This window comes from Erythrobacter sp. HKB08 (assembly GCF_004114695.1).
In the GTDB taxonomy this organism is placed as follows: Bacteria; Pseudomonadota; Alphaproteobacteria; order Sphingomonadales; family Sphingomonadaceae; genus Parerythrobacter_A.
Genome location: NZ_CP035310.1, coordinates 882257 through 905186, shown reverse-complemented (window position 1 = coordinate 905186; position 22930 = coordinate 882257). Strand labels below are relative to the sequence as shown.

Here is a 22930-nt window from a genome sequence, read left to right as displayed (position 1 = left end):
ATTAAGCCGCCTTCGACAGCTCCATGAAGCGCGCGAGGTGTTCGTCCTCGTCGCCAAGCAGGTGGCCGAGCATGGTCAGGCGCTTGGCGAAATGCGACAGCGGCAGCTCCCACGTCATGCCGATGCCGCCATGCATCTGGATCGCTTCCTCGGTAGCGAGGCGTCCGGTCTTGCCGACGGTATATTTCGCTGCCGAGCCGAAGCGGTCGCGCGCCGTCTCGCCCTTGTCGAAATTGGCCGCCGCATTGATCGCCGCGGAGCGCGCCTGCTCGATCTCGAGCGCGACGGTCGCCATGCGGTGCTGCAGCGCCTGGAACTTGCCGATCGGGATGCCGAACTGCTTGCGCGTTTTGAGGTAGTCGATCGTGCTGTCGCGCAGCACGTCCATCACCGCGACCGCTTCCCAAACCGTGCCGACCAGCCCCATGGCATGCGCCGCGTCGACCGAAGCCTTCGCATCGCGCGCCAGCAGCTTGCCCGGCGCACCGTCGAGCACCAGCTCGCCTGCGGTGCCGCCGTCCACCAGCGGATAATCGCGGCGTTCGACGCCCGAGGCAGTCAGGTCGACGAGGAATGCCGCCAGCTGGCCATCCAGCTCTGCCGTGACGACCGCGAGGTCCGCCGCGCCGAGGTAGTCGACCACGCCCTTGCGGCCGGTCAGCGTGTGGCCGTCGCCCGAAGCGCTTGCTGTCGTCGCATCGGCAATGCTGCCGTCTGCGTTGACCGCCGGCTCATGCGCGAACGTCAGCATGGTCGCACCCGCGATGACGTTTTCTAGCGTGTCGGTATCGCCGGCATCGGCCAGGATACGACCGCCGATCAGCGTCGCGAGAAACGGACCGACAGCGATTGCGCGGCCCACTTCGCCGAACACCACGCCGACATCGAACGGCGTGCCGCCGAAACCGCCTGCCTCTTCGCCGAACAGCGCGCCGAGCACGCCGAGTTCGGCGAGCCCCTGCCACACGTCCTTGTCGAAGCCTTCGTCGCTTTCGATCGCGGCATTGCGCGCTTCCCAGCCCGCCTTGTCGGCGAGAAAGCGCGAGAACGAATCGACCAGCATCTGCCGGTCTTCACCAATCGAGAAATCCATGTCGGTTAAAGCTCCAGCTTGGCCTTCGTGATGATTTCGCGCTGCACCTCGTTGGAGCCGCCGAAGATCGAAAGCTTGCGATTGTTGAAATAGGCACCCGCAACCGGCGCAGCCCATTCGGGGCCGACCGGCTCGCCGTTGAAGCCTTCCTCCAGCGCCTCGCTGACGAAGGGCTGCGCATAGCGGCCCGCCGCGCGGCGGAAGAGGTCGGTGATTTCCTGGCGGATCTCGGTGCCGCGGATCTTGAGCATCGAGCTTTCCGCCATCGGCGTGTGGCCCGCGCCCGCCGCGTCGAGCACGCGCAGGTTGGTCGTTTTCATGTTCTCGAGGTCGATCTCGAGCTTGGCGACGCGCTGCGCGAAGAACGGGTCATCGGCGAGCGGCTTGCCGTTACGAATGGTGGTCTGCGCCGCTTCCTTGAGCTGGTCGAGCAGCGCCATCGACATGCCGACACCGGCAATGTTGGTGCGCTCGTAGCTCAGCAGGTACTTGGCGTAGGTCCAGCCCTTGTTCTCTTCGCCCACGAGGTTCTCGACCGGCACCTTCACATCGGTGAAGAAGACCTCGTTCACCTCGAAATCGCCATCGAGCAGCTTGATCGGGCGCACTTCGATGCCCGGCGTCTTCATGTCAATCAGGAGGAAGGAGATGCCTTCCTGCTTCTTGCCTTCCTTGCTCGTGCGCACGAGGCAGAAGATCCAGTCGGCATACTGGCCGAGCGTCGTCCAGGTCTTCTGGCCGTTGACGATGTAGTGATCGCCCTCGCGCACTGCCTCGGTCTTGAGGCTGGCGAGGTCCGAACCTGCGCCCGGTTCGCTATAGCCCTGGCACCACCAGTCGGTCCCGTCGAGGATGCGCGGCAGGTAATGGCGGCACTGTTCCTCGCTGCCGTATTTCATCAGCACCGGCGCGAGCATCGAGATGCCGAAGGGCACGATGCGCGGGGCATGCGCCATGGCGCTTTCGGTTTCGAAGATGAAGCGCTCCATCACGCTCCAGCCCGTGCCGCCCCATTCGACCGGCCAGTGATTGGCCAGCCAGCCGCGCTCGTTGAGGATGGCGTGCCATTCCTCCATGTCTTCCTTGGTCAGGCGCTTGCCGGTGCGCACCTTTTCCGAAAGGCGCGCGGGCAGCTTTTCCTTCAGAAATTCGCGGACTTCCTGCTGGAAGGCCTTTTCCTCTTCGGTGAAATCGAGATCCATTTCCCTAGTCCCATTGCTGCAAAACCGCGGATTTCCGCGACTCTCGGCAGGGGTCGTAGCTGATGGAGAGGCCCCGCGTAAACCACGCAAACGCTATCGCCCCATGCCGTAGCGGCAAGGCGTGGAGCGGGTCTCGATTGTCATTGAAATGGTGCCCAGAAGAGGACTCACAGCGATTTTCACATAGCTGAACATATTGGCATTTTTTCTCGTTATTTCACAATGCTATGCGCGGAGTACCCCCAACATAGCTGAACATTGATTTTCACAATTTCGCATGTCAAAAGGTGGACTATTGGGTAGGCTCTCATGTTCGAGTCCCAAAATGCGAAAAGGTGGGCTGTGAAGCTGAATGCGCTTACTCAGATGCGGGCCAGAAACCTTGACGCAGGCAAATATGCTGATGGCCAAGGCCTCTGGTTGATCAAGCGATCTAAGGGCGCTGGCAAGTGGATTGTCCGTCTCGTTATTCGTGGCAAGCGGCGTGAGATGGGTTTGGGTTCCTGGCCCGACGTATCAATCGCAGAAGCGCGTGAGAGGGCTGCTGAAGCCCGAAAAGCGGTTCGCGACGGCCTAGACCCGATTGTGGAGCGGGCGAAGCAGCGCCAAGCCCCGAACGTCGTGACGCTTGCAGAGGCGGCGCGAGGCTGTTTCGAGGCCAAGAAGGCCGAACTCAAGAATGCCAACGCCGTCAAACGCTGGCTCGGCCTCCTTGAAAACCATGTTCTGCCCAAGATCGGCAACATCCCGGTCGAGGACATTGACCAGCACATGATCAAGAAGACACTGGAGCCGCTTTGGCACAGCAAAGCGGAGACCGCTCGCAAGTCACTCGGGCACATCGGGCAAACGCTCAAGTACGCAGCTGCGTTAGGGCTCGAAGTCGATCTGCAGGCAACTATGAAAGCAAGGGCTCTTCTCGGCAAACAGCGGCACAAGACTGAGCACATACCATCGATGCCATACGCCGATGCGCCAAAGTTCTATCGTTGGCTTTGCGATCAGGAGCATACCGCGGCACTAGCCTTGCGTTTCCTCATCCTCACTGCCGCCAGGACCAGCGAAGTTCGCCTCGCTACCATCAATGAGTTTGAGGATGGCGTTTGGAAGCTCACACCCGAGCGCACGAAGACTGGGCGCGAGCATCGCGTGCCACTAAGCGCGGAAGCAATCGCAATAGTCGACATCGCAAGGGAACGCTCGCCGAATAAGTATCTTTTCCCAGCGCTGCGCGGCAAGCCAATCTCCGATATGGCTATGTCGACTTTCATGAAGAGAGAAGGATACGAGGCCAGACCACACGGCTTCAGAACTACGTTTCGCACGTGGGCTGAGGAGCAAACTGATGCCGCCTTTGAGGTCAAGGAAGGGGCGTTAGGCCACCATGTCGATGCTGGGGTTGTTGGAGCTTATCAGCGATCAGATCGACTAGAGAGGCGGCGTTCATTGCTTGTCGCTTGGGAAAGCCATCTTTTGCTGCCGATATCGGCTTAGGAAGCGCCAAAAGCCGCCATCACCACAAACGATTTTGCCTCGCCCTGCAGGACTGCCTTACGCTACGCTTCAGGCCGCCCAGCAGGGCGAACATAACCGCCGGAACTCTGACTTGACCGGTGGGCCACCCTGATGGGGCAGGTCACAAGCCGCAAATAGCCGAAATCCTAACTCTCAGTGTGGCTCACTTCTCTGGGGGCAGGTCAAGCCATCAGCGCACCTTCACACCTTCTTGATTTGCTGAACCTTTCGGGTTCTGCGAACCTCCACGGTCACATCGCTAGCTGCCGCCTTGGCGCGATCGCGAGCCGCCTTTTCTTCCGCGCGCTCTCTGGCGCTGAGCTTCCCTGCCTTCTTTGCGGCGATTTTCTTGCGCTTCTTCTCAGCCTTACGTTTGTCGCGTTTGGCCTCGATCTGATCGAGCACTTCCTGTGGCAGCGGCTCCTCAGGGCCATTCGATTTCGAGAACCAACCCTTGCTGTGAGGACCGATAATCGTTGATCCGCCACTATAGCTCCCTCTGCCCATCAGTTGGATTGCCCCCCTGGATCCCGACCAGTTTGCAGAAACAAAAAATCCTGAGAGAGCGAGCCTTCCCATTCCCAGCCGTCAGGCATAACCACCTGCTGCACCTCGCTGCCTTTCAGCCTACAAGCCGTGATCATCTGCTCCTCTCTTCCTTGCCAAGGGATCTTCCCACATTCCAGCCAAGGGGTTGGGTACATCAGGCCGCGTTGTTGATCGGCTACCGTGAAGTCGACTGCCACCTCTGAAGCACGGTAGACTAGGCCGACTGTTTCAAGCCGATTGCAGAATGCTTCCACTTCGGCTGGGGACATGAAACCTACCCTCGCGATCTCTCCATCGGCACATAGCGTTGCGTTCGGCACGATCCCCTTGAAGGCGTCCCAATCACCGTCAAAAGCAGCGAGGAGCCGATCAGCCCGAATGATCACCGAAATGGCTTCTGCTAGCACGGCCATTATTCCGCCTCATCCTTTTCATCGAGGACCCAATAGCTCGTCGAGTGCCAGTTCTCCTTCTTCGCAGTCTGCCAATCTTGATCGGTCAAAGCCGCGAGAAAGTCGAAGGCTTCAGTGGTTTTGTTTCGCGATCCTGCCCATTCCAAATGCTCGATCAATCGATCCAGTTTTGATTGTGGAGATGCCTCGGAAGCACCCAAGATCAATGGCAGCGGCGGCCACTCCTCTCGCGAAAACCCTTTGGTGATAGTTTTGAATAGAGCGTGCCAAGCCTTCGGCTCAGGCGCACACCGGCCAGATGCCAAGCATTCCGAGCGGAAGCGTTCAATCTGACCTTCGGCTTGATCCATCAGACGGAGAAGACCTTCATCACTGACCTGCCCCATCAGGGTGGCCCACCGGTCAAGTTAGAGTTCCGGCGGTTATGGTCGCCCTGCTGGACGGCCTGAAGCGTAGCGTAAGGCAGTCCTGCAGGGCGAGGCAAGATCGTTTGTGGTGATGGCGGCTATTTGCGGCTTGAAAGGAGCTAAAGAATGGCACGGAAGAGATACACGCCAGAACCGATTATTGGGATGCTGCGCGAGGCCGAAGTACGGCATTGAACATTCGGCAAGCCCTCTATGTAATATTGCGTTTTCTTTGGACTTTAGGAGTTGCCGTGATCACAAATCGGAAAGCGAGAGAAAAGACTATATGATCGGCCGTAACCGAACCTTCAAACCAAGCTTGTGGGCTCGCCTCTTCCGTCTGCAAAACTGGAAGCTGGTGATGAACGGTTCAGTGCGAGACCGCATTTCCTGCTTCTCAGACGGCGCCTTCGATTTGGCCTGTCTCGAGATCAACGCTGTTTCGACTGCGAAGGGTCTACTCTGGCATACGGTGGAAATCCGGACGAATGAGCAAACTCATCGCTTCTCGGGCCTTGGCGCGACTGCCGCGTCTGAGATCGCCTTAGAAACCCTGGCGTTTATCAATCGCTATCTCTCGACGCTCATCGAACAGAACAAGGCACAGCTGACGTCAGTCGATGAACGGATCCGGGAAATGACAGAAGGCAGTCGTCAGTACCTAGCTCACGCCGACATTGCCAAGGCGATATCGCAGGTTCCCGGTGGCGCCTCCAAGGCACTTTCTCACCCGCTGTTCGATCCCGCGCTTTTACCAGGGTCGCTACAAAAGCATCTTCCAAAATCGTTTGAGATCCTGACCAATCCGTGGGTCAGGCATCAGTACAACGAAGCTTTCGTTGTGACCGAACTGAAAAGGTACAGATCGTTCTTTGATGACCTTGGAGGCTTTTGCCTGTCACAGGAGCAGCGAGAAGCCTGCATCCGCCTCGAAGACAATAACCTGCTGGTTGCGTCTGCCGGATCAGGAAAATCGGCGACCATGGTCGGGAAGGTTTCATACGCCCTGGAGAAGAATCTCTACGAACCAGACCAAATCCTAGTGCTGGCTTTCAACCGTAGCGCCGCAGACGAACTCAAGGAGCGCATCGCCCGGCAGCTACAGCTCGACGAGGATGAGCTGCAATGCAAGGTAACGACGTTTCACGCTCTTGGCCGTGGGATCATTGAAGAAACGGAAGGAAAACCCCCTCAGCTGGCCAATTGGGTCGAGCACCCGGCTGGAGAGGCGCGTGTTATCGATCAGCTGGTCAAGGAGCTGATGGAGAAAGACGCGGATTTTCATCGCCTATGGATCGATTTGCTCACGATATTCCAGAAGGCAGATATCCCAGCCGAGACTTTCGATTCCGAGGACGACTACCGTCGGTACATTGCTGACCGGATCGACAAAGGTTCCTCTATTGTCGGAACGCTTTCAGGGGTTTTCGTCAAATCATTGCAGGAGAAGCGCATAGCCGACTGGTTGTGGGTCAATTCTGTCCATTTCGATTACGAACGACAGTTGGCTGTAAGCGATCCCGACGGCTCGGTCCGCCACGTTCATCCCGATTTCTTTTATCCCCAATCCGAAACGCTCCACGAACACTTCGCGATCAACGCTGATGGGTCATCCCCATTCCCTAATTACGCCGAGCATGCGCAAGAAAAGCGGTCGGCCTATCGCAGAAGCGAACTTGATTTCTTTGAGACGACGTCTGCGCAGGCTACCAAAGTCACACTCCTTTCTCGGTTGGAGGAAGAACTCGGCAAACGCGACATTCCTCTCGAGAGGCGTGATACGGAAGAAATTCTGAAGGCGCTCGAACCGGTGGTGATCAAGCATTACCACAAGCTAATCGCGGTCTGCATCAAGCATATCCGGGCTAGCCATCTCAACCTGGACATGCTTCTTGAACGCGCCAAGAGCCTTCACGATAAGGCCCGTGCAACTCGCTTCGCAGAGGCAGTGTGGAAGATTTCGCAGGCGTATTCGCAAAAGCTCGATGGCGAAGGCCGGATCGATTTCGACTCCATGATCGGCGATGCTGTCCGTCTAATAGAGACTGGCCAGTACAAAAGCCCCTACGCTCTGATCCTGGTCGACGAATTCCAAGACATTTCGGACCCGCGAGCGAGCCTCATCAAGGCGCTCAAACATCAACGGCCGTTCAGCAAAGTCTTCGCGGTAGGTGACGACTGGCAGTCGATCTATCGCTTTGCCGGCTCTGACATCACCATTTTCACCCAGTTTGAGGCGAATTTTGGACCCTGCTGGCAGGGGCGTCTCGAGCAAACCTACCGCTGCAATCAGCTTATCGCCGAGACCGCCGCAAAGTTCGTCCAGCGCAATCCAGAGCAGATCGGGAAGACTGTGCGATCGACGCGCCCAGCAATCGCGCGTTCGATCAGGATCATTCCGGTCAAGGTCGAATGGAAAAAGCCCAGTTTCGAATCTGCCTGCCAAACTCTGTTAGCGCGCCTCGACGCGTTCCTAGAAGGCATTTCCGAGCAATGGAGGACTGAGCCAGGACAAAAAATGAAGGTCTTGGTGTTGTGGCGCTATAATCACCTAGATCCCTTCAAGATTCGCGAACCCGACTATGCAAATATCGAAGTCAGTGGCCTTTCCTTTCATCGCGCGAAGGGTCTCGAAGCGGATTACACGATCCTCCTCGACGTCAGTGAGGGGGACTATGGAGTGCCAAGCCGGATCGAAGATGACGAACTTCTGAATCTGGTGATTCCGCGACCAGAGACCTACTCATACGCTGAAGAGCGACGGCTATTCTACGTTGCGCTAACGAGAGCTAGCCGCGGGACTTTCCTTCTGGCGAATGATCGGAAACCCTCACGCTTCATCCGCGAGCTATGCGAGATTTCGGGTGAGAACGTCCGTTTCGAAACAATAGACGGTGAGGAGCTCGATCAGTGCCCCGCTTGTCTCGTTGGGCAGATGGTGGAGCGGCAGGGACCGAATGGATCCACGTTCTTAGGCTGCAACCAGTATCCGAGTTGCAGACACACGAAACCAATTGATCGGACTTTTTCTCGCCCACCAAAAGGAAACTCTGCTGGGACTTGAGCTGTCTAGCCTCAAGCAATCCGTGCGACTGGGTTCTGAACTATTTGGCTCATTGTTGTATGCTGGGAATGCCATGAATGATCTCATTGATAGTTCGATCTCTGTCTCGAGATGGTTCACCAGAGGGGACGGCCGAGATGCTTTTGAGCCCTTGAAGCCAATCCTGCGGCTCAATGCATACCTTTTTGCCGGTCACAGTTCGGTTCGATGTTGCCATTTCGACAATGGCACGTCTCTGCTGCCGATCTGCCAAATCATGGCCCTGCGTAAGGTTTTTTGTGAGTTCGATCACCGAGTGCAGATTTTCGGCTTTCGCGTCTAGTGAAGCGAATGCAGCCCGTTCTTCTCGAAGGATCTGCTCTTCAAGCACAAGCGCCTTATGTCGTTCTTTGTAGTCCTCACGCTCTATCATCCCGTCAACTAGAGCGTCCGTCAGCCTAGCTTTCCGACTGTGCAGGTTGCTTTCTCGAAGAACTAAGCTCTGATCGTCATTCTGGTTCTTTCGCTCTGCGACCCAACCGCGAATTGCCAGGCGGGCATCTCTGGCATTTTGTTCAGTGAGCTGGGCGTTGGCCAAGCATGATCGAATTGAGGCTGCAATCTGATCTTCGCGGACTGTTTTCGTGATGCAATCACGGCGCTGGCAGCGATAGTAGACGGTGCCTTTTTGGCGTTCGGGAACCATAGGGCCATCGCACGCCCCACACCGGAAGAGGCCTTGATACAGATGATTGTGCCGGGTCACTTTTGGTCCAGCCTTGCCAGCCTTTACGTCTTGCACGCGTTGAAACAGATTTGCCGAGATCAGCGGCTCGTGATTGCCCTGAAATGTAGCTCCGGTACGCCTGATGAAAATCACTCCCGTGTAGAATGGGTTTCTCAGGATTGTCTCAAGCCCGCGCAAAGTCAGCTTGCCGCCTTGGCGATTGGTGAGGCCACGCTTTTGCAGTTCCGCATGAAGCGTTCTCAGCGAATGGCGACGCGAAGCATAAAGTTCGAATGCTTCCCTCACCAAACCTGCTCTGAGAGGGTCAAGCGTTTTGGGCCGTGCCCTGCCATTGTCGAGATAGCCGATCGGAGCTCGGAACGGATAATAACCCTGCTTGAGGCGGCCATTCATGCCTTTGATGCACTCATCGCGCAGGTTCCGAATGTAGTCGGCAGCCACTACCGCTTGCACATCAGCAGCAAGCCTCCCACCACGTGACCGAAAATCTAAGCTCTCAGTCGCAAAATGGATATCGATGCCTGCATCAGCCAAGTCTCCGATCCTGGCCCAATCGGCAAGGTTGCGAGCAGAGCGATCAATCTTGTGAATGATCAGGCCATGGGCGCGCCCATTTCTGAGCTCACGAACCATCTTGTTGAACTGTGGCCGACCGCGTTTTGCAGCGGTCTCCTTCTCTTCGAACCACTGGATGATCGAGAGGTTGTGCTGACTCGCAAAACGCGTGATCGCTTCTTGCTGCGCCTCGAGGGAAACGCCCTCACCTTGCTTAACAGTTGAGACGCGAATGTAGGCAAAACACCGCTTCATAAGTCCTTATTGTTGTTCTCAGAACCTACCATATTTTCAGATTCTTGCGAGTCGTCCATCCATGGCCAGGTGCCATCAAGAATGCGGCGCTCATAGATTTCGCGGCAGATTTTGAGATAGGCTTCTAGGCGAGGGTCCATACCCATTAAGCGTATCTTGAACGATCCGGCCCAGCCTAGTCCGCCCAGAACTCCCAACTCACTGTTTTGTGGCAGGCGGCAGGGTCTGAAATGAGAACGGCTTGCGCTTGTGGCCATCGACCATCAGCTGGGCAAAACCGCGATAATTCGGCAGCTGCGGGAAGTAGCGCGGCTCGATCTCTCCAAATTGCTTGGCGATCAGCGGCGCATCCTGTGCGCCAATACGCAGCGATAGAATTGTGCCTGCATTGCCAATCACAGCGTCCACAACGGCCTTGTCAGCTTGTGAGAGATGTTGGTGGCTGGCGATGAAGCCTAGGCCGTATTTCCGGGCCTCTGAGAGCAAATCTGCGGCGCTGGCAGTGGTGAATGCATGGAACTCATCGGCGTAGAGAAAGAATGGTCGCCTATCCTGCAATGGCAGCTCGTGACGGGTCATCGCCGCATTGAGGATATTGGTCATGACGAGACCACCGACAACGTTGGCTATGTCCGCGCCAACGCGCCCCTTCGCCAGGCCAACCAGGATGATCTGACCTTCGTCCATCACCTTGCGAAAGCGGATTGGGCTTTGAGGTTCGCAAAGCGAAGCGCGCACCTCTGGGTTTGCGAGAAACGCCCCCACCTTGTTGGCGATCGGCGCAACGCCGTCGATCGCTGTGAGGTAATTCATGCGCGGGAATTCATCATGCCAGAACGCTCGAAGTTGAGGATCGACAAGCCGGGTTAGAGCCGTTTGGCGAAAGCCTTTGTCGACATAGATTCGGACAATGTCGGCCATGGTGGCTGAAGGTTGATCGAGTAGCGCAAGAACGGCCTGTCGCAGTAAGTGCTCCATGCGTGGGCCCCAGCTGTCACCCCATTGCTTCTTGAGGGTTTCGACAAAACCCGACGCGACCAAAGGGCGGCGCGCTTGCGGCACTTTGGTGAGTGGATTGTAGCCATAGGGGCAATCCGGATCTCCCACACGCCAATGGATATGTGGAGCTGTGATCAGCTCGGACAATTCGTCAGCCAGATCACCGTGCGGATCGATCAAGCAGAACCCGTTGCCGAGCTTCGCATCCTGGACCGCCATGTTCGCCAGAAGCGTCGACTTCCCGGTGCCGGTTTGCCCGATCACATATTGATGGTTGAGGCGATCATTGGGGCTGATCGAAAAGGCACGTGGGCCGCGCCGTGTGTCTGCATTGCCGAGCACGATGTGAGATTGCATCAAGCCAATTGTGCAATGGGCTAAGGCGGGCCGACTAGTGCGCCCGCGCATTATGCCATGTGCTCTAATGGTAGGGCGGACTAGACGGCCCTTCGCGCAGCGCGATATTCTGCCCCTCACAGGGAGCGAGGCTGTATTACCACCGACGCTGTGTGAGGCACCAATCCGGAAAGGTGACAACCTTTCCGAAGGAGCGTGCGCGCCTCGCACAGCGTCGGTCTAGGGCATGAAATCGGCGACATAACCCTCTGCCACAAAAGTGGGGATTGGGGCTTGCGGGCGTACTAGAGCCGCTCTGGGATGCGCGATAATGTTTAGGTGGACATTACAAGTTTAATCCAACCAAATATGTTCACACAATTTGCGCATGATCTGTGCGCGGCCCGCAGAAAAGCAGGACTGTCACAGCGTGACCTTTGCATCTTGCTAGAGCTTGGAAGCCAGGACGTTGCTGCCCTTGAAGAGGGCGTCAGACCACCGACAATCGAGCAAATGTGCAGGCTCTCGATCATCTACAATCGAAGCTTCACGCAGGTCTATCAGGAGATCATGCAATCCGCCCGCGAAGCGCTGTTTCGCAACCTGCCAGACCTTCCTGAGGTGGCAGAGGCCAAAGAGGCCAACTTTAATCGAGACAACACTCTGAAACGACTGGATAGGGAGCTGACGGCCGCCTTAACCCAGAATCATGCGGGGGCTTAGCTTTCTGGCGTTTGCCGCCGGATATCGAAGGGTCAGTTTCGTGTTTATCGAGGATGGGCAGCTTGCCACCTGGCAAACATCGAAGCGCGCCGCACTCAATCCGGACGAGGCAGCCAGCTTTGCGAGGGAGTTTATCGACCTGCTGCTTCCCACATTCATTGTGATGGAGGACACCGCAGCGGGGACACGCAAAGGCGTAAGAACGCAGGCTCTACTCAAAGCCATCCAGGATGAAGCGGCACAATCGAACGCGCAGCTTCTGCCCATGAAGCGAGAGAAGCTCTTTCGCACTCGGTTCGATGAGGCGCGCTACCTGGCTGACAAACATCCGGAGTTTGAAAGCAAGGTTCCCTCACGGACGTTCCGGGATCGCGAACCGCATCAGATGGTCTTGTTCGAAGCTCTGGCGCTTGGCCATCAAGCTGCGCAAGGAGGAGCGATGTTCCTTGCGAGCAAAATGTAGTTCTTCAGTTCTTCGAGATGAGGCAGCGCGAAGAGGCGCTGCTTCAATCAAATTGGGCCGATGTAACCATCGGCCCTGCCCTTCGGCGAGAACGGGATGGGAAAAGGAAAGCGTGAAATGCCTTGGGGGTGGTGCGGACGCAGCCCGACGAAAGGAGAGCGAGTCACGGCCCCATGCATTTCATGCTTTGGAAAACGAAAGGGCAGCGCCCTTGGTGTTTTCCATCAAGCAAACGAGGGCGCGGCCATGAGATCTCGGTCGCCCAGCTCTTCTGCACGGCTCCGGCTGCAATCGTGTGTTGCCGGATTTTGCAGGAGAGCACATCATGGACAAAGAGAAGACAGCGCGTATCCGGCGCCTCAATGACAGGTTTCGCCGGTCTGGGATTGGCGGCGACATCTTCATCACGCCAGGCATCAAAGAGCTTGGCGATGAAGGGATGAAAGCGGTTGCCGCTAAGGTGGCCGGTTTCGACCAGTTCGACCACGACAACGACCCGCATGGCGAACACGACTTTGGCGCGTTCGATCATGGTGGGCAGCGGATCTTCTGGAAGATTGATTACTACGCACTCGACATGACGTCGGGCAGCGAGGATCCTTCAGATCTGGACATAACGAAGCGCGTTCTCACGATTATGCTGGCTTCAGAATATTAGGCGTCAGCGCAAACTTGGACATCGCTCAGGCGGTGTCCTTTTCTTTCAAACTACTGATTGTCTCATGTTTGTTCGGGGCCAACATAAGTCGGTCCGTCCTGAGGCTTCGGACCGATCTTCGGGATACGCGACGGAAGCGTAGGCGGTGGAATATCGGGAATGTCATGTGCCAGGCCAAACGCCAACAACAGACGCGATCGATCACAGTCAATCGCAGCAATTTCACGCGGAGGTTCTGGACGAGCAATATCACCTTGGCCAAGCACGCGGGTCGGACTCCTGAGATCCTTTATGAAGCCCGAATGCACCGAGGTGGCGCATCCACCTCCGGTCACCACGAGCTGAACATCTTTGCGATCAGGATTCCATTTCTTGCTGAAGCTCATGGGGGCGACATCCTCGCGACAGGCATAACCATAGGTGTCGCCAAACTGATGGTTGCATGCCTTGAGAAAGTCCGCGTCTGCGATGGCTTTACTACGCGCAATCTCCAATGCCGCCGCGCCAAGTAGTTCCACGCTCGCGGAAAAGGCCTTGATCTGGGCTTCATCGTCATTCTCGACGAGGTTGAAGGCGACCATGTCGAGCGTCGATGCTCCGACATCAACCAGGACGTGCGCGCCCCAGGGTGAGTTCGGATCACTGGCGTAACCAACGAGCGCTGCACTGAGCTCGGGAATGAGGTCGAACCCGCCGGGCAGATCTTCTGCCTGGACCATATCCAAGGCCGCTCTGACCCGTTCGAGCGTCATAGGTTCGCAGGAGCACGCCAATTCGGCGGCGGCGCGAACCACTTCCTTGAACGGCTGCAATGCATCTGGATTATCGCTAGTCGCAACCGGAACGCCGATATTGATAGCGAGGAAATTCTTCGCCTTGCTGCGCGCCAGGGGCTTCTCCTTCGCATACCATCCGAGAAGGTGGCAAAGGTGCAGCGCGATAAAGGCGCTAGCGCCTTCAGATCGGGAAATCTTGGGCTCGTCGCAAATGGGCTCTGAGCCCTTCCCCGCGATGATACCAGTTTTGAAGCCTTCTAGTGTGATCGCGCCGGGCGTCGGGTAGAGCCGGAAGGTCTCGTTGGTAGGATCAAACCAAACGACCGTCTGCCACAAGTACGGATGGCCTTGGGAACGCAGCTCCGCAGGCGCTGGCAGTGCTGCAACAGGATTGCCCGCGACATAGGGATCGCGAACCACGACCTTCAATGAGCTGGTGCCAAAGTCGAAGCCTACGACAAAGCCATTGTCGAAATCGGGTTCAGGATTGTCGCGAAGCCACTCAGCTCCGCTTCGAACGGCGTCATCCAATCGGCGTGCTTCGCCCGATTGAATCCTACTGGGACGCTCTTCGATGGCAGGCGTTGAGCCTCCAACAATTCGCGTAATGTGCGCGAACGCCTCAGCGGCGGTAAACGGCATGGTCTCACCTGGAATTTCTTGGGGCGAAGGTTCGGGCGGCGGTGCAGGCTTGTGCTTCGGAGCGGGAGCGGCCTTGGCCGGCGCATTGGGAGCTTCCTTCACCGCAGGCTTTGGCTCGTAATGAAGCCGCTTTGACGCTGACTTCGTCAACTGCCCCTTCGGCTGTTTGACCGGTCGCACTGCCTTGCTGGGCTTGCGGCCAGGGTCCACTGTTCGAGACGGCGGGCTCTTTCGCGTCTCGACGATAACAGGGGTAGCATTGCGCTTGGCCGGCTTGATCTCGCGCGCCTTTGTCTGTTCGGCGTGCTCGGTCTGGGCATTGGCCTCAGCAAGCTTCTGCTTCATCTCCGCTTCGAGGTCCGCGACGCTTGGCTCACGCGCCTTCGAGCGAAAATCGGAAACAGGTTTCTTGCTCTTCTTCTTGTTGGGCTGGTTCGGTGCCTTCTGCTTTGCGACGCCAAGCGCTTGCAGCTGGTCCGCGAGGCTACCGTTCGACTTGCTCATGCGCCGTCTCCGGTAATGTCGATGACCGCTATGCCCACAAGAAGGGGCTCCTCGTAGCTGAGCAGATCTTCGCGCTGACGGATCTCGTTTTCACGAAGCTCGAGACGAGCAAGAACCTTCTGCAACTTGCCCTCGAGCGCTGGGATCAGATTGCGCCGCTTGAGGTTTTGCGAGAACTGCAGATCGGAAATCCGTTCCTTGTATTTCTTGGTCTCGCGGGTCCGATGCTCCTCGATCAAGGCCTTCTGGGTACTGACCAAGTCGAAGTGGCGGGCAGCTTCGGCATCCTCGAAGTCCAAACGGCGCTCTTCCAACCGTCCCGCCAAGACATCGGCAGCAAGGTCATGAGCGCGATCGCAATCCCCGCTTGAGAGGCTCGTCATGCGCGCTTCACTGGTGAGACTCTCGATGAGAACACGCTCGGCCTGGTCCTCTTCAAGCAGCCTATCGCCTGTGAAGGAGCAGGCAGCGAAGGCCAGTTTGTCGACAGGGACGATCCCTTCAATCGACCAACGTTCAACAAGGAAGACATAGCGCCCTGAAGGAAGGTTCCATCCGGCGCGATTGGAAGTTTCAATCGCTGTGACCGGCTTTGCGCGCAGGCCTGCCTGGCGCTTATCCAATTGCTCGGCGGCAAAGCGCGACAATGGGTGCGTCATCGGAATTGCTTCGATCGCGCGGTATTTTGAAGGCTGCGGATTACTTCCGAAAACCGACCGGACGCCGCTGGTTCCGTCGCGCGAGAACCTCGTGGGGTATCGGCGCGCTCTTGTATTTCGGAATTGGTTGAATTCCACGTCGGCGGTGGCGGAAAGCCTGATCTTGTAAGCGTCGATCTCCACGTCTGAAATCGGCTCCACGCTGCTTCCCTTGTAGGCGGAGACCAGGACACCAGCGATGTAATCGCGCAAGTCTTCTGGCGTGAGCCGTTTGTGCGGCGCTTGAGCTTCATTGATCCGCTGAAGAATGCTGTCGCCATGAGCGATGAGGCCTGGCGCTTCCTGCTCAAGCTCTTCGGCAATCGCCTTGCGCTTCTCTGCGGCGAGGACCGAACGGTCGAGTTCGGCGACCTTTTGTTCTTCGGTCAGTTCGGGATTGACGAGCGCAAGCTCGATATCGCGAATGATCTCGCCGAGAATGGGTTCGAAATCGCCCAGCGTGCTGCGAATGATCCCAAGGCGCTCATAAAGACGTTCGTAGACGCGTTCCTCAATGGTGTCCTTGGCGATGAGGTTGATGATGTCGATAGAAGGAGATTGCTGTCCGATACGATCGATACGACCGATCCGTTGTTCGACGCGCATCGGATTCCAAGGCAAATCCCAATTGAAGAGGATTCGGCAAAACTGCAGGTCAAGACCTTCACCACCCACCTCCGACGTCAACAAGACCGTACCGGGAGGGGCATCGGCAAAGCGATTGACGATCGTCTGTCGATCGAGATCGATCCCGCCATGGAGTTCGATCGATTCCAAGCCGGCATCATCTAAGCGGCGCGCCAAGTAATCGATCGTCTTACGGAAACTAGAGAAGATGATGACCTTCTCATCGGAATGATCTTGGCGGATTTTGCGCAGCCACTCCACGAGCCGCTGAAACTTGGTATCGCTTGCCTCGAGTGCGGCGAGAACGTGAGGGTCATCGCAAATCGCACCAAGCGTTTCGGTCAGAGGACCAGGCAAAGTCTTATAGCGGTATTCGTTGTCGTCATCATCGAGCGAGAGATTGCCAGTTCGGGTGCCCCAATGACGATAGGCCGCAGGGAGACTTGAGGCGAGCAAGCGCTGCGTTTGCGCAAGCAGGAAACGCTCGTTGATGTCGTTGATGAGCGCATAGTTGGCGATCTCGTCGCTGGCGGCTTCGTAGAAGTCGCGTTCGACTTGCGCCATCGGCCAGCGCACGGTGGTTGGACGACGCTCGACCTTAAATTCCGCCACATCTCGCCTTCTGGTGCGATTGATGATCGTGCCGAGCAAGGACATCTCTTCGAGACGAGAGGCAATCCGCACACGATTGGCAGGCGTGTCTTGCATGCCCTTCGCCAGCTCCTCACGCAGCCGCTCGAGACGCTTTCCGGTCTTCAGGACCTGGCCTGCGGGAAGCTCAGAAATGAGCTCTTCAAGATGATCGAATGACGCGCGCGGATCGCGCGCGGCTTCCCAGGCACGGACGTAGGGTTCGTTCTCATCCTGCAGCAGATCGAACAGCCATTCGCGTTCGAACGTGTCGGGGTCGATGAGCTTGAGCAGCGCGCGCAGGTCATTGGCACGCAGATTGATCGGCGTTGCCGACAAGAACAGCTTATGATCCGCAACTTCGCACACCAATTGGCCAAGTCGGTGGTTCATCGTCTCGGTATTCCGAAGATGGTGGGCTTCATCGAACACGACGAGGTCGAAGAGATCACCGTCGGCCTCTTCGAGATATTCCGCGAGTTCGACCCGCGCACCGTTCTTACCTTCAGCGGGATCATCCCAACCCTTTGGTGGACGGAGACTCGGTAGCGATGCGATTGCCGCGAATCCCTCGCCGCCGGCACGATCATCCTTCAAGAACTGAAGAAGCTGATCTGCTTGGCAGATATGCGCTGTAATATTGAACTTGTTGCGCAGTTCGTCGCGCCACTTTTCGCACAGCGGTTTCGGGCAGACGATCAGCAGACGCCGGCTATCGAACCGAGCGACAAGTTCGGTCCAAACAAGCCCGGCCTCAATGGTTTTGCCGAGACCCACTTCATCCGCGATCAGCAGTCCGCGCGATGGCGAGTTGAGTAGTTTGAGAACCGGCTTGAACTGATAGGCGTGAAAATCGGTGTTGGTCGCACCCAAACTGTAGATCATGTCAGCCAGGCGGCCGGTCATCCGCAAATGCGTAATGGCGCGGCGCAGGTCGGAGGGCGCAGAGAACTTGCCGTCCTTTAGGTCGATGAATGCATCGGCTTCTTCCTGCACGATTTCGAGCTGATTGGCTGGGACGACACGCCTGCGCCCTGTCGGCAGTTCAATCTTCTGGAAGGGGCGCCCGCCACGTTCTGTCTGCGGCTCGTCAGTTACGATGCCGACCACACTCGGGTCATTTCTTAGCCGAACACGAGAACCTGCTGGAATCATTTTTCCCCCAAAGAGCAAAGCTCTAAACTTCTAGAATTTGTGAATTAGTTCGCGGCGTCAAGTCTGATCGCACGAGCTAGAACTTAAGCCGGCCTAGCCGATGGGCAGCGGTAATGATCGCACCGTCATCGCCCACAACCAGGTAGCTGTTGAGCGAACGTTCGAGCTTCGAATAGGTCTGCGCGCCAATCGCCTGAGCCATGCGCGACCTCGACTTCTTGTCGAGAAAGTAGACATCGGCGCCGTCATGCCGACGACGGCGGCCATAGGCCAAAATGGCATCGACGGCCGCGTGCGGAATACCGCGCTGCTGGATTCGGGCGGCGGCGTGATGGGTCAAGTTCATGGTTTTGCTCCTCTTTGCTTGGTGACGAATCCAATCTACGAAAGGAGGGCGACAGAATCGGTCACCCTAGCGAGGAGCTGTGCTGCATGTCATTTTCCAAAGCCGTGGATCTGCTGCGGCTGGCCATGATGGCCGGCGGGCGAACAGGTGTTTGCCTCACCGATGTCGAGAGTGAGTTCGGATGCGTGAGGCGAACCGCTCAACGAATGGTGGTGGCCCTGCAGGAGGCCTTCCCCGCAACCGAGCATTATGTCGGCTACGACGGACGGCATTACTGGCGCGTCCCAGCGCGCGCTGTGGCGCCGCTGCTGTCACCCGGTTTGGACGAATTGGTCGCTCTCAAGAGCGCGATTGAGCAGCTCGACCGTGCAGGAATGAACGCTGAGGTACGAGCCCTCAAAGAGCTTGATCAAAAGGTCCACGCGCTCATCCCGAATGAAAGCTCGTCGCGGCTAGCAACCGACGAAGAAGCGATCCTGGAGGCCATGGGATATGCCGCAAGGCCAGGCCCGCGCCCTGATCAAGATAGCGCCGTCGACGCAGCGATTGCCGAAGCACTAAAAGGGCCGTTCCGGCTTCGGATTGCTTACCAAAGCCGGGCTGATGAGGGGGCCACTTGGCGGGAGGTTGAGCCGCTCGGTCTTTTGCTTGGCACGCGCCGCTACTTGGTCGGTATCGACACAGCCAAGAGGGACGGACGCAATCGGCATTACCGCGTCGAGGACATAAGTGAGGCCGAGGTGCTGGATCAGAGCTTTGCGTATCCTGAGGATTTTGATCTCAACGCCTATGCAGAGCGTGCCTTTGGTTCTTTTCACAATGACCAGGAGTATGGCGAGGTCGTGTGGAAGTTTGCGCCAGATGCGGCAGACCGCGCAGCGCGTTTCCTATTTCACCCTTCACAGACCAGTGAAGTTCTTGAGGACGGCTCCTTGGTGGTGCGCTTCAACGCCTCCGGCCATCTTGAAATGGCCTGGCATCTCTATGCTTGGGGCGATGGAGTGGAAGTCTTAGAACCTCCGCAGCTCGCCGAGCTCGTGCACCCCCACCGCCGCCAGGACTTTCCATCCTACCCATGAGGAGAAATCGAGATCCGTGGGGGTGACTGCTTTTGTCATGTCGGTCAGCAATAAGCGATCATACCGCAATCGCGGACGCCGCTCGACATGCGAAGTGGTGCAACACCTAACGGCGAGATCAACCTAATGCGCTTTTACGACGGCCAGCTTCTCCATTCAGCTAGCGACCTCAATGCTTTCTTGGGCTGCCGTCACGCTGTTGCGCTCAATTTGCAGAAGCTGCGCGATCCCTCGTCGCTGCCCGATCGCGCAGTCGATGATGAATCGACGGTCCTCGTCCAGGACGCGGGACACGCGCATGAAGGAGCGTATCTCGAAGATCTGAAGCAGCAGCTGCAGGTGATCGAGATCGACAACGACGCCCCGCTTGAAGCGCAGGCCGAAGCGACCTTGGCGGCGATGCGTGATGGCGCGGAGATCATCTACCAGGCGACGTTCCTCAATCAGCCCTGGCATGGTTTCGCGGACTTTTTGCGCCGGGTGGATGTGCCTTCGCAGCTCGGCGATCACTCCTACGAAGTGATCGATACGAAGCTTGCGCGTACCCCCAGCCCCAAGCACGTGCTGCAACTGGCGCTTTATTCGGACCTCATTGCCAAGGTCCAAGGCGTGGCTCCGCATGAGATGCATCTTGTCCTTGGTGACAAGAGCGAGGTGAGCTTCCGGCGGGTTGAGTTCGAACACACGCTTGCCTCCGCGCAAGGCCGCTATCTCGATTTTGTGGACCAGGAGATCACCGAGACACGGCCCGAGCCGTGCAGCGCCTGCACCCATTGCGGGTGGCGCGATCTTTGCGCGGAGCGCTGGCGCGAGGAGGACCATTTGAGCCTGGTGGCTGGCATTCAGACATCACAGATCACCAAGCTTAGGGCTGCAGGGATTGAGGCGGTGGCGGAACTGGCTGCGCTTGAAGCGGGCACTTCGATCCCGAAGCTCGCTCCCAAGACCTTCGAGCGCTTGCGCGCGCAGGCCGCGCTGCAGGTGGCCAGGCGCGGCGGTGAACCGACAACGGAATTGCTGCCCATCGAACCAGGTCGCGGTTTTGCCCGTATGCCGGCGCCCAGCCCGCACGATCTCTTTTTCGATCTGGAAGGCGATCCGCTCTATCCCGACGGGCTCGAGTATCTTTGGGGTGTGCATCTTCGCGATGCTCACGGCGAACCGGTCTTTCGCTACGAATGGGGCCATGACCGCCAAGCCGAACGAGAGGCGTTCGAGGCCATGGTTGATTTCTTTCGCGATCACCTGGCCGAGCATCTCGAGGCGCACATCTATCACTACGCGCCCTATGAGGTGACGGTGCTGCGCCGCCTCTCGACACGGTTCGCGAGCCGCGAACACGCGGTCGATGAGATGCTTCGCGCTGAGAAGTTCGTCGATCTCTACTCGATCGTGCGCGGAGCGATCCGCACCTCGGAACCCGACCTTAGCCTCAAGACGCTGGAGACTTTCTTTGCTGAAAGCCGCGGCGAGGATGTCACCAAGGCCGATCAATCGATCGTGCATTACCATCGCTGGCGCGAAAACGGAGAGCAGGCCCTGCTCGACGGGATCCTCGCCTATAACAAGGTCGATTGTGAGAACACCGAAGGCCTGCGCGATTGGCTCTTGTCGCTGCGACCTGAGATCCCGTTTTGGCAGCCGAGTACCGAGGCTCCGTCAGAGGAGAAGAGCGAGGAGGCGCGCCAAGCCGAAGAGGCGCGCGAAGCGCTGCGTAACAAGGTCCGCACGGGCGCGGTGTGCCTGTCAGAGCGAGGGCGCGAGCTTGCAAGCCACTTGCTCGACTTTCACTACCGGGCGCGTAAGCCTGAGCTTTGGGCAATCTTCGATCGCTGCGAGCGCGAGGAAGACGAACTGGTCGACGATGGCGATTGCATTGGCGGCATCGAGCCTGACGGCGAGGATTGGCAGCGACCCGAAAAGCAGTCAATCGTGGCGCGCTATCGCTTTGCGCACCAGGATACGAAGCTCCGCATCGGCAGCACAGTCCTGCACGCGCCAAGCCTGGAGCGGCTTGGCAGTGTGTTCGACCTCGATCTCGAAAGCGGTGTTGTCGAGCTCAAGCGCGGTAAGAAAAGTGGGACCGACTGGCCGGAGAATGGCTCGGTCATTCCGAGCTGGCCCATCGGCACAGACATACTCGAAGCCGCCGTTGAACGTGTCGTGCGAAGCTGGGCGAGCGCAGGCGGCAGCGCTGCGATCCCCTACCAAGCGCTGGTGGATGTGATCGAACGTTCGCGGCCGCGGTTTACCGACGGCACCTCAGGCGAAGTCGTACAGGCGGGGCAATCGCTCATCGAAGCGGCCACCATGCGTGCTCTAACCTTGGACCATTCCTCGCTCTTCATTCAGGGCCCGCCGGGGACCGGCAAGACCTACACGAGCGCCCACATGATCCTCGCCCTGCTCAAGGCGGGAAAGCGTATTGGCGTCTCGTCGAACAGCCACAAGGCGATCAACAATCTGCTGGCGAAAGTGGAGGAGGTCGCGCTTGAGGATGGCTACCATATTCATGGAGCCAAGAAGGCGAGCGCAGGTGACAAGGACAGCTACCTTAGGGGCAGCATGCTGGAGGATGTCACCGATGCCAAAGACATCGAGGATGGTGATTACCAGCTGGTCGGCGGGACCGCTTGGTTGTTCGCGCGGGGCGACCTCGATCAGCGCTTCGACTATTTGATCGTGGATGAGGCGGGCCAGGTATCGCTGGGCCATCTGCTCGCTATGGGTGCGGCTGCCCAGAACATCATCCTGGTCGGCGATCAGATGCAGCTGGGCCAACCCATCCAAGGCGCGCATCCTGGCGAAAGCGGATTGTCGACGCTCGACTATCTGCTCCAGAATGAGGCCACGATAGCGCCCGATCGCGGCATCTTGCTCGACACCAGCTGGCGCATGCACCCCGATATCAGCGGTTTCATTTCCGCGGCGGTCTATGATGGCCGGCTCAAGTCGCATCCAGATTGCGCAAATCAGGAGTTGCTCCTCGACGAGAAGGCGCCAAGCGTAGCGCTTCCTCATGGCATCCGCATGCTTTCGATGACGCATGCGGGCTGCCGCCAATCAAGCGAGGAGGAGGTGGCGAAGGTTGTCGAATTGGTAGCGGGGCTCTTGGGACAGGCCTTCACCGACCGCGAAGGGGGCAAGGGTACAATTGGGCTCGACAACATACTCGTGGTGACCCCGTTCAACATGCAGGTGAACGCGCTCAAGGCCGCTTTGCCCGATGGGGCACGCGTGGGCACGGTCGACAAGTTCCAGGGGCAAGAAGCCGAGATCGTCATCGTTAGCATGGTGACATCGAGCCCGGACGATCTGCCGCGGCATGTCGACTTCTTCTACTCGAAGAACCGTCTCAACGTGGCGATCAGCCGTGCCCGCACGCTGGCGATCGTCCTCGCGAATCCACGGCTCCTTGAACTGGAGGCGACAACGGTCGAACACCTGAAGCTCGTCAATACGCTCGCCTGGCTCAATAACGAGGCAAGTAATTGAAGAAGCGACTGGATCGAAA

Annotated in this window: 17 protein-coding genes; 7 read left to right on the top strand and 10 right to left on the bottom strand. The window is 57.8% G+C overall.

All coding sequences use genetic code 11. From position 1 onward, the window contains the following. Position 1: 1 nt before the first annotated feature. Positions 2-1093, bottom strand: a complete 1092-nt coding sequence (locus EO245_RS04240; protein WP_128891759.1) for an acyl-CoA dehydrogenase family protein — start codon at positions 1091-1093, stop codon at positions 2-4. 5 nt (positions 1094-1098) lie between these two features. Beyond that, positions 1099-2295: an acyl-CoA dehydrogenase family protein gene (locus EO245_RS04235; protein WP_128891758.1), complete on the bottom strand. Its 1197-nt coding sequence runs from the start codon at positions 2293-2295 to the stop codon at positions 1099-1101. 342 nt (positions 2296-2637) lie between these two features. On the opposite strand from EO245_RS04235, the gene EO245_RS04230 reads away from it, so the two are divergent. Continuing rightward, a complete protein-coding gene (locus EO245_RS04230) occupies positions 2638-3789 on the top strand; it encodes a site-specific integrase (protein ID WP_199798680.1) in 1152 nt (383 codons plus the stop codon). Between the two features lie 222 nt (positions 3790-4011). Here EO245_RS04230 and EO245_RS04225 read toward each other — a convergent pair whose 3' ends face one another. The 3 genes from EO245_RS04225 to EO245_RS04215 form a co-directional block, all read right to left on the bottom strand. Continuing rightward, positions 4012-4215, bottom strand: a complete 204-nt coding sequence (locus tag EO245_RS04225; protein ID WP_128891757.1) for a hypothetical protein — start codon at positions 4213-4215, stop codon at positions 4012-4014. Positions 4216-4316: 101 nt separating this feature from the next. Beyond that, on the bottom strand, positions 4317-4772 hold the full coding sequence (locus tag EO245_RS04220; RefSeq protein WP_128891756.1) for a hypothetical protein: 456 nt from the start codon (positions 4770-4772) through the stop codon (positions 4317-4319). Then, complete coding sequence (locus EO245_RS04215) at positions 4772-5158, bottom strand: hypothetical protein (protein ID WP_128891755.1); 387 nt, start codon at positions 5156-5158, stop codon at positions 4772-4774. Before EO245_RS04215 ends, EO245_RS04220 begins: the two co-directional genes overlap by 1 nt. Positions 5159-5465: 307 nt before the next feature. Between EO245_RS04215 and EO245_RS04210 the strand changes: the two genes are divergently transcribed. Further along, complete coding sequence (locus tag EO245_RS04210) at positions 5466-8243, top strand: UvrD-helicase domain-containing protein (RefSeq protein ID WP_128891754.1); 2778 nt, start codon at positions 5466-5468, stop codon at positions 8241-8243. A gap of 49 nt (positions 8244-8292) precedes the next feature. Here EO245_RS04210 and EO245_RS04205 read toward each other — a convergent pair whose 3' ends face one another. Both EO245_RS04205 and EO245_RS04200 read right to left on the bottom strand, forming a co-directional pair. After that, positions 8293-9780 carry a recombinase family protein gene (locus EO245_RS04205; RefSeq protein WP_128891753.1) on the bottom strand — a complete coding sequence of 496 codons (1488 nt, stop codon included), beginning with the start codon at positions 9778-9780 and terminating at the stop codon, positions 8293-8295. Positions 9781-9978: 198 nt separating this feature from the next. Continuing rightward, positions 9979-11136 (bottom strand): type IV secretory system conjugative DNA transfer family protein, encoded by a 1158-nt coding sequence (locus tag EO245_RS04200; protein ID WP_128891752.1) that lies wholly within the window; start codon positions 11134-11136, stop codon positions 9979-9981. A gap of 348 nt (positions 11137-11484) precedes the next feature. On the opposite strand from EO245_RS04200, the gene EO245_RS04195 reads away from it, so the two are divergent. The 3 genes from EO245_RS04195 (at position 11485) to EO245_RS04185 (ending at position 12959) form a co-directional block, all read left to right on the top strand. Next, positions 11485-11838: a helix-turn-helix transcriptional regulator gene (locus EO245_RS04195; RefSeq protein ID WP_128891751.1), complete on the top strand. Its 354-nt coding sequence runs from the start codon at positions 11485-11487 to the stop codon at positions 11836-11838. After that, entirely contained in the window at positions 11825-12301 is a 477-nt protein-coding gene (locus EO245_RS04190) for a hypothetical protein (RefSeq protein WP_128891750.1), read from the top strand. The genes EO245_RS04195 and EO245_RS04190 overlap by 14 nt, the downstream gene beginning before the upstream one ends. A gap of 325 nt (positions 12302-12626) precedes the next feature. Beyond that, positions 12627-12959 (top strand): DUF3768 domain-containing protein, encoded by a 333-nt coding sequence (locus tag EO245_RS04185; protein ID WP_128891749.1) that lies wholly within the window; start codon positions 12627-12629, stop codon positions 12957-12959. A gap of 62 nt (positions 12960-13021) precedes the next feature. On the opposite strand, the gene EO245_RS04180 is transcribed toward EO245_RS04185, so the two are convergent. The 3 genes from EO245_RS04180 to EO245_RS04170 form a co-directional block, all read right to left on the bottom strand. After that, positions 13022-14881 carry a hypothetical protein gene (locus EO245_RS04180; protein ID WP_128891748.1) on the bottom strand — a complete coding sequence of 620 codons (1860 nt, stop codon included), beginning with the start codon at positions 14879-14881 and terminating at the stop codon, positions 13022-13024. After that, the gene (locus EO245_RS04175) at positions 14878-17946 is read right to left on the bottom strand and encodes an SNF2-related protein (protein ID WP_234026957.1); all 3069 of its coding nucleotides are present in this window, start codon (positions 17944-17946) and stop codon (positions 14878-14880) included. Before EO245_RS04175 ends, EO245_RS04180 begins: the two co-directional genes overlap by 4 nt. A 121-nt stretch (positions 17947-18067) precedes the next feature. After that, positions 18068-18337: a hypothetical protein gene (locus EO245_RS04170; RefSeq protein ID WP_128891747.1), complete on the bottom strand. Its 270-nt coding sequence runs from the start codon at positions 18335-18337 to the stop codon at positions 18068-18070. 86 nt (positions 18338-18423) lie between these two features. Between EO245_RS04170 and EO245_RS04165 the strand changes: the two genes are divergently transcribed. Then, positions 18424-19416, top strand: coding sequence for a YafY family protein (locus EO245_RS04165; RefSeq protein WP_164931259.1), 993 nt, complete (start codon positions 18424-18426; stop codon positions 19414-19416). Between the two features lie 126 nt (positions 19417-19542). Continuing rightward, positions 19543-22911 (top strand): TM0106 family RecB-like putative nuclease, encoded by a 3369-nt coding sequence (locus EO245_RS04160; RefSeq protein WP_128891746.1) that lies wholly within the window; start codon positions 19543-19545, stop codon positions 22909-22911. The last annotated feature ends 19 nt before the right edge of the window (positions 22912-22930 follow it).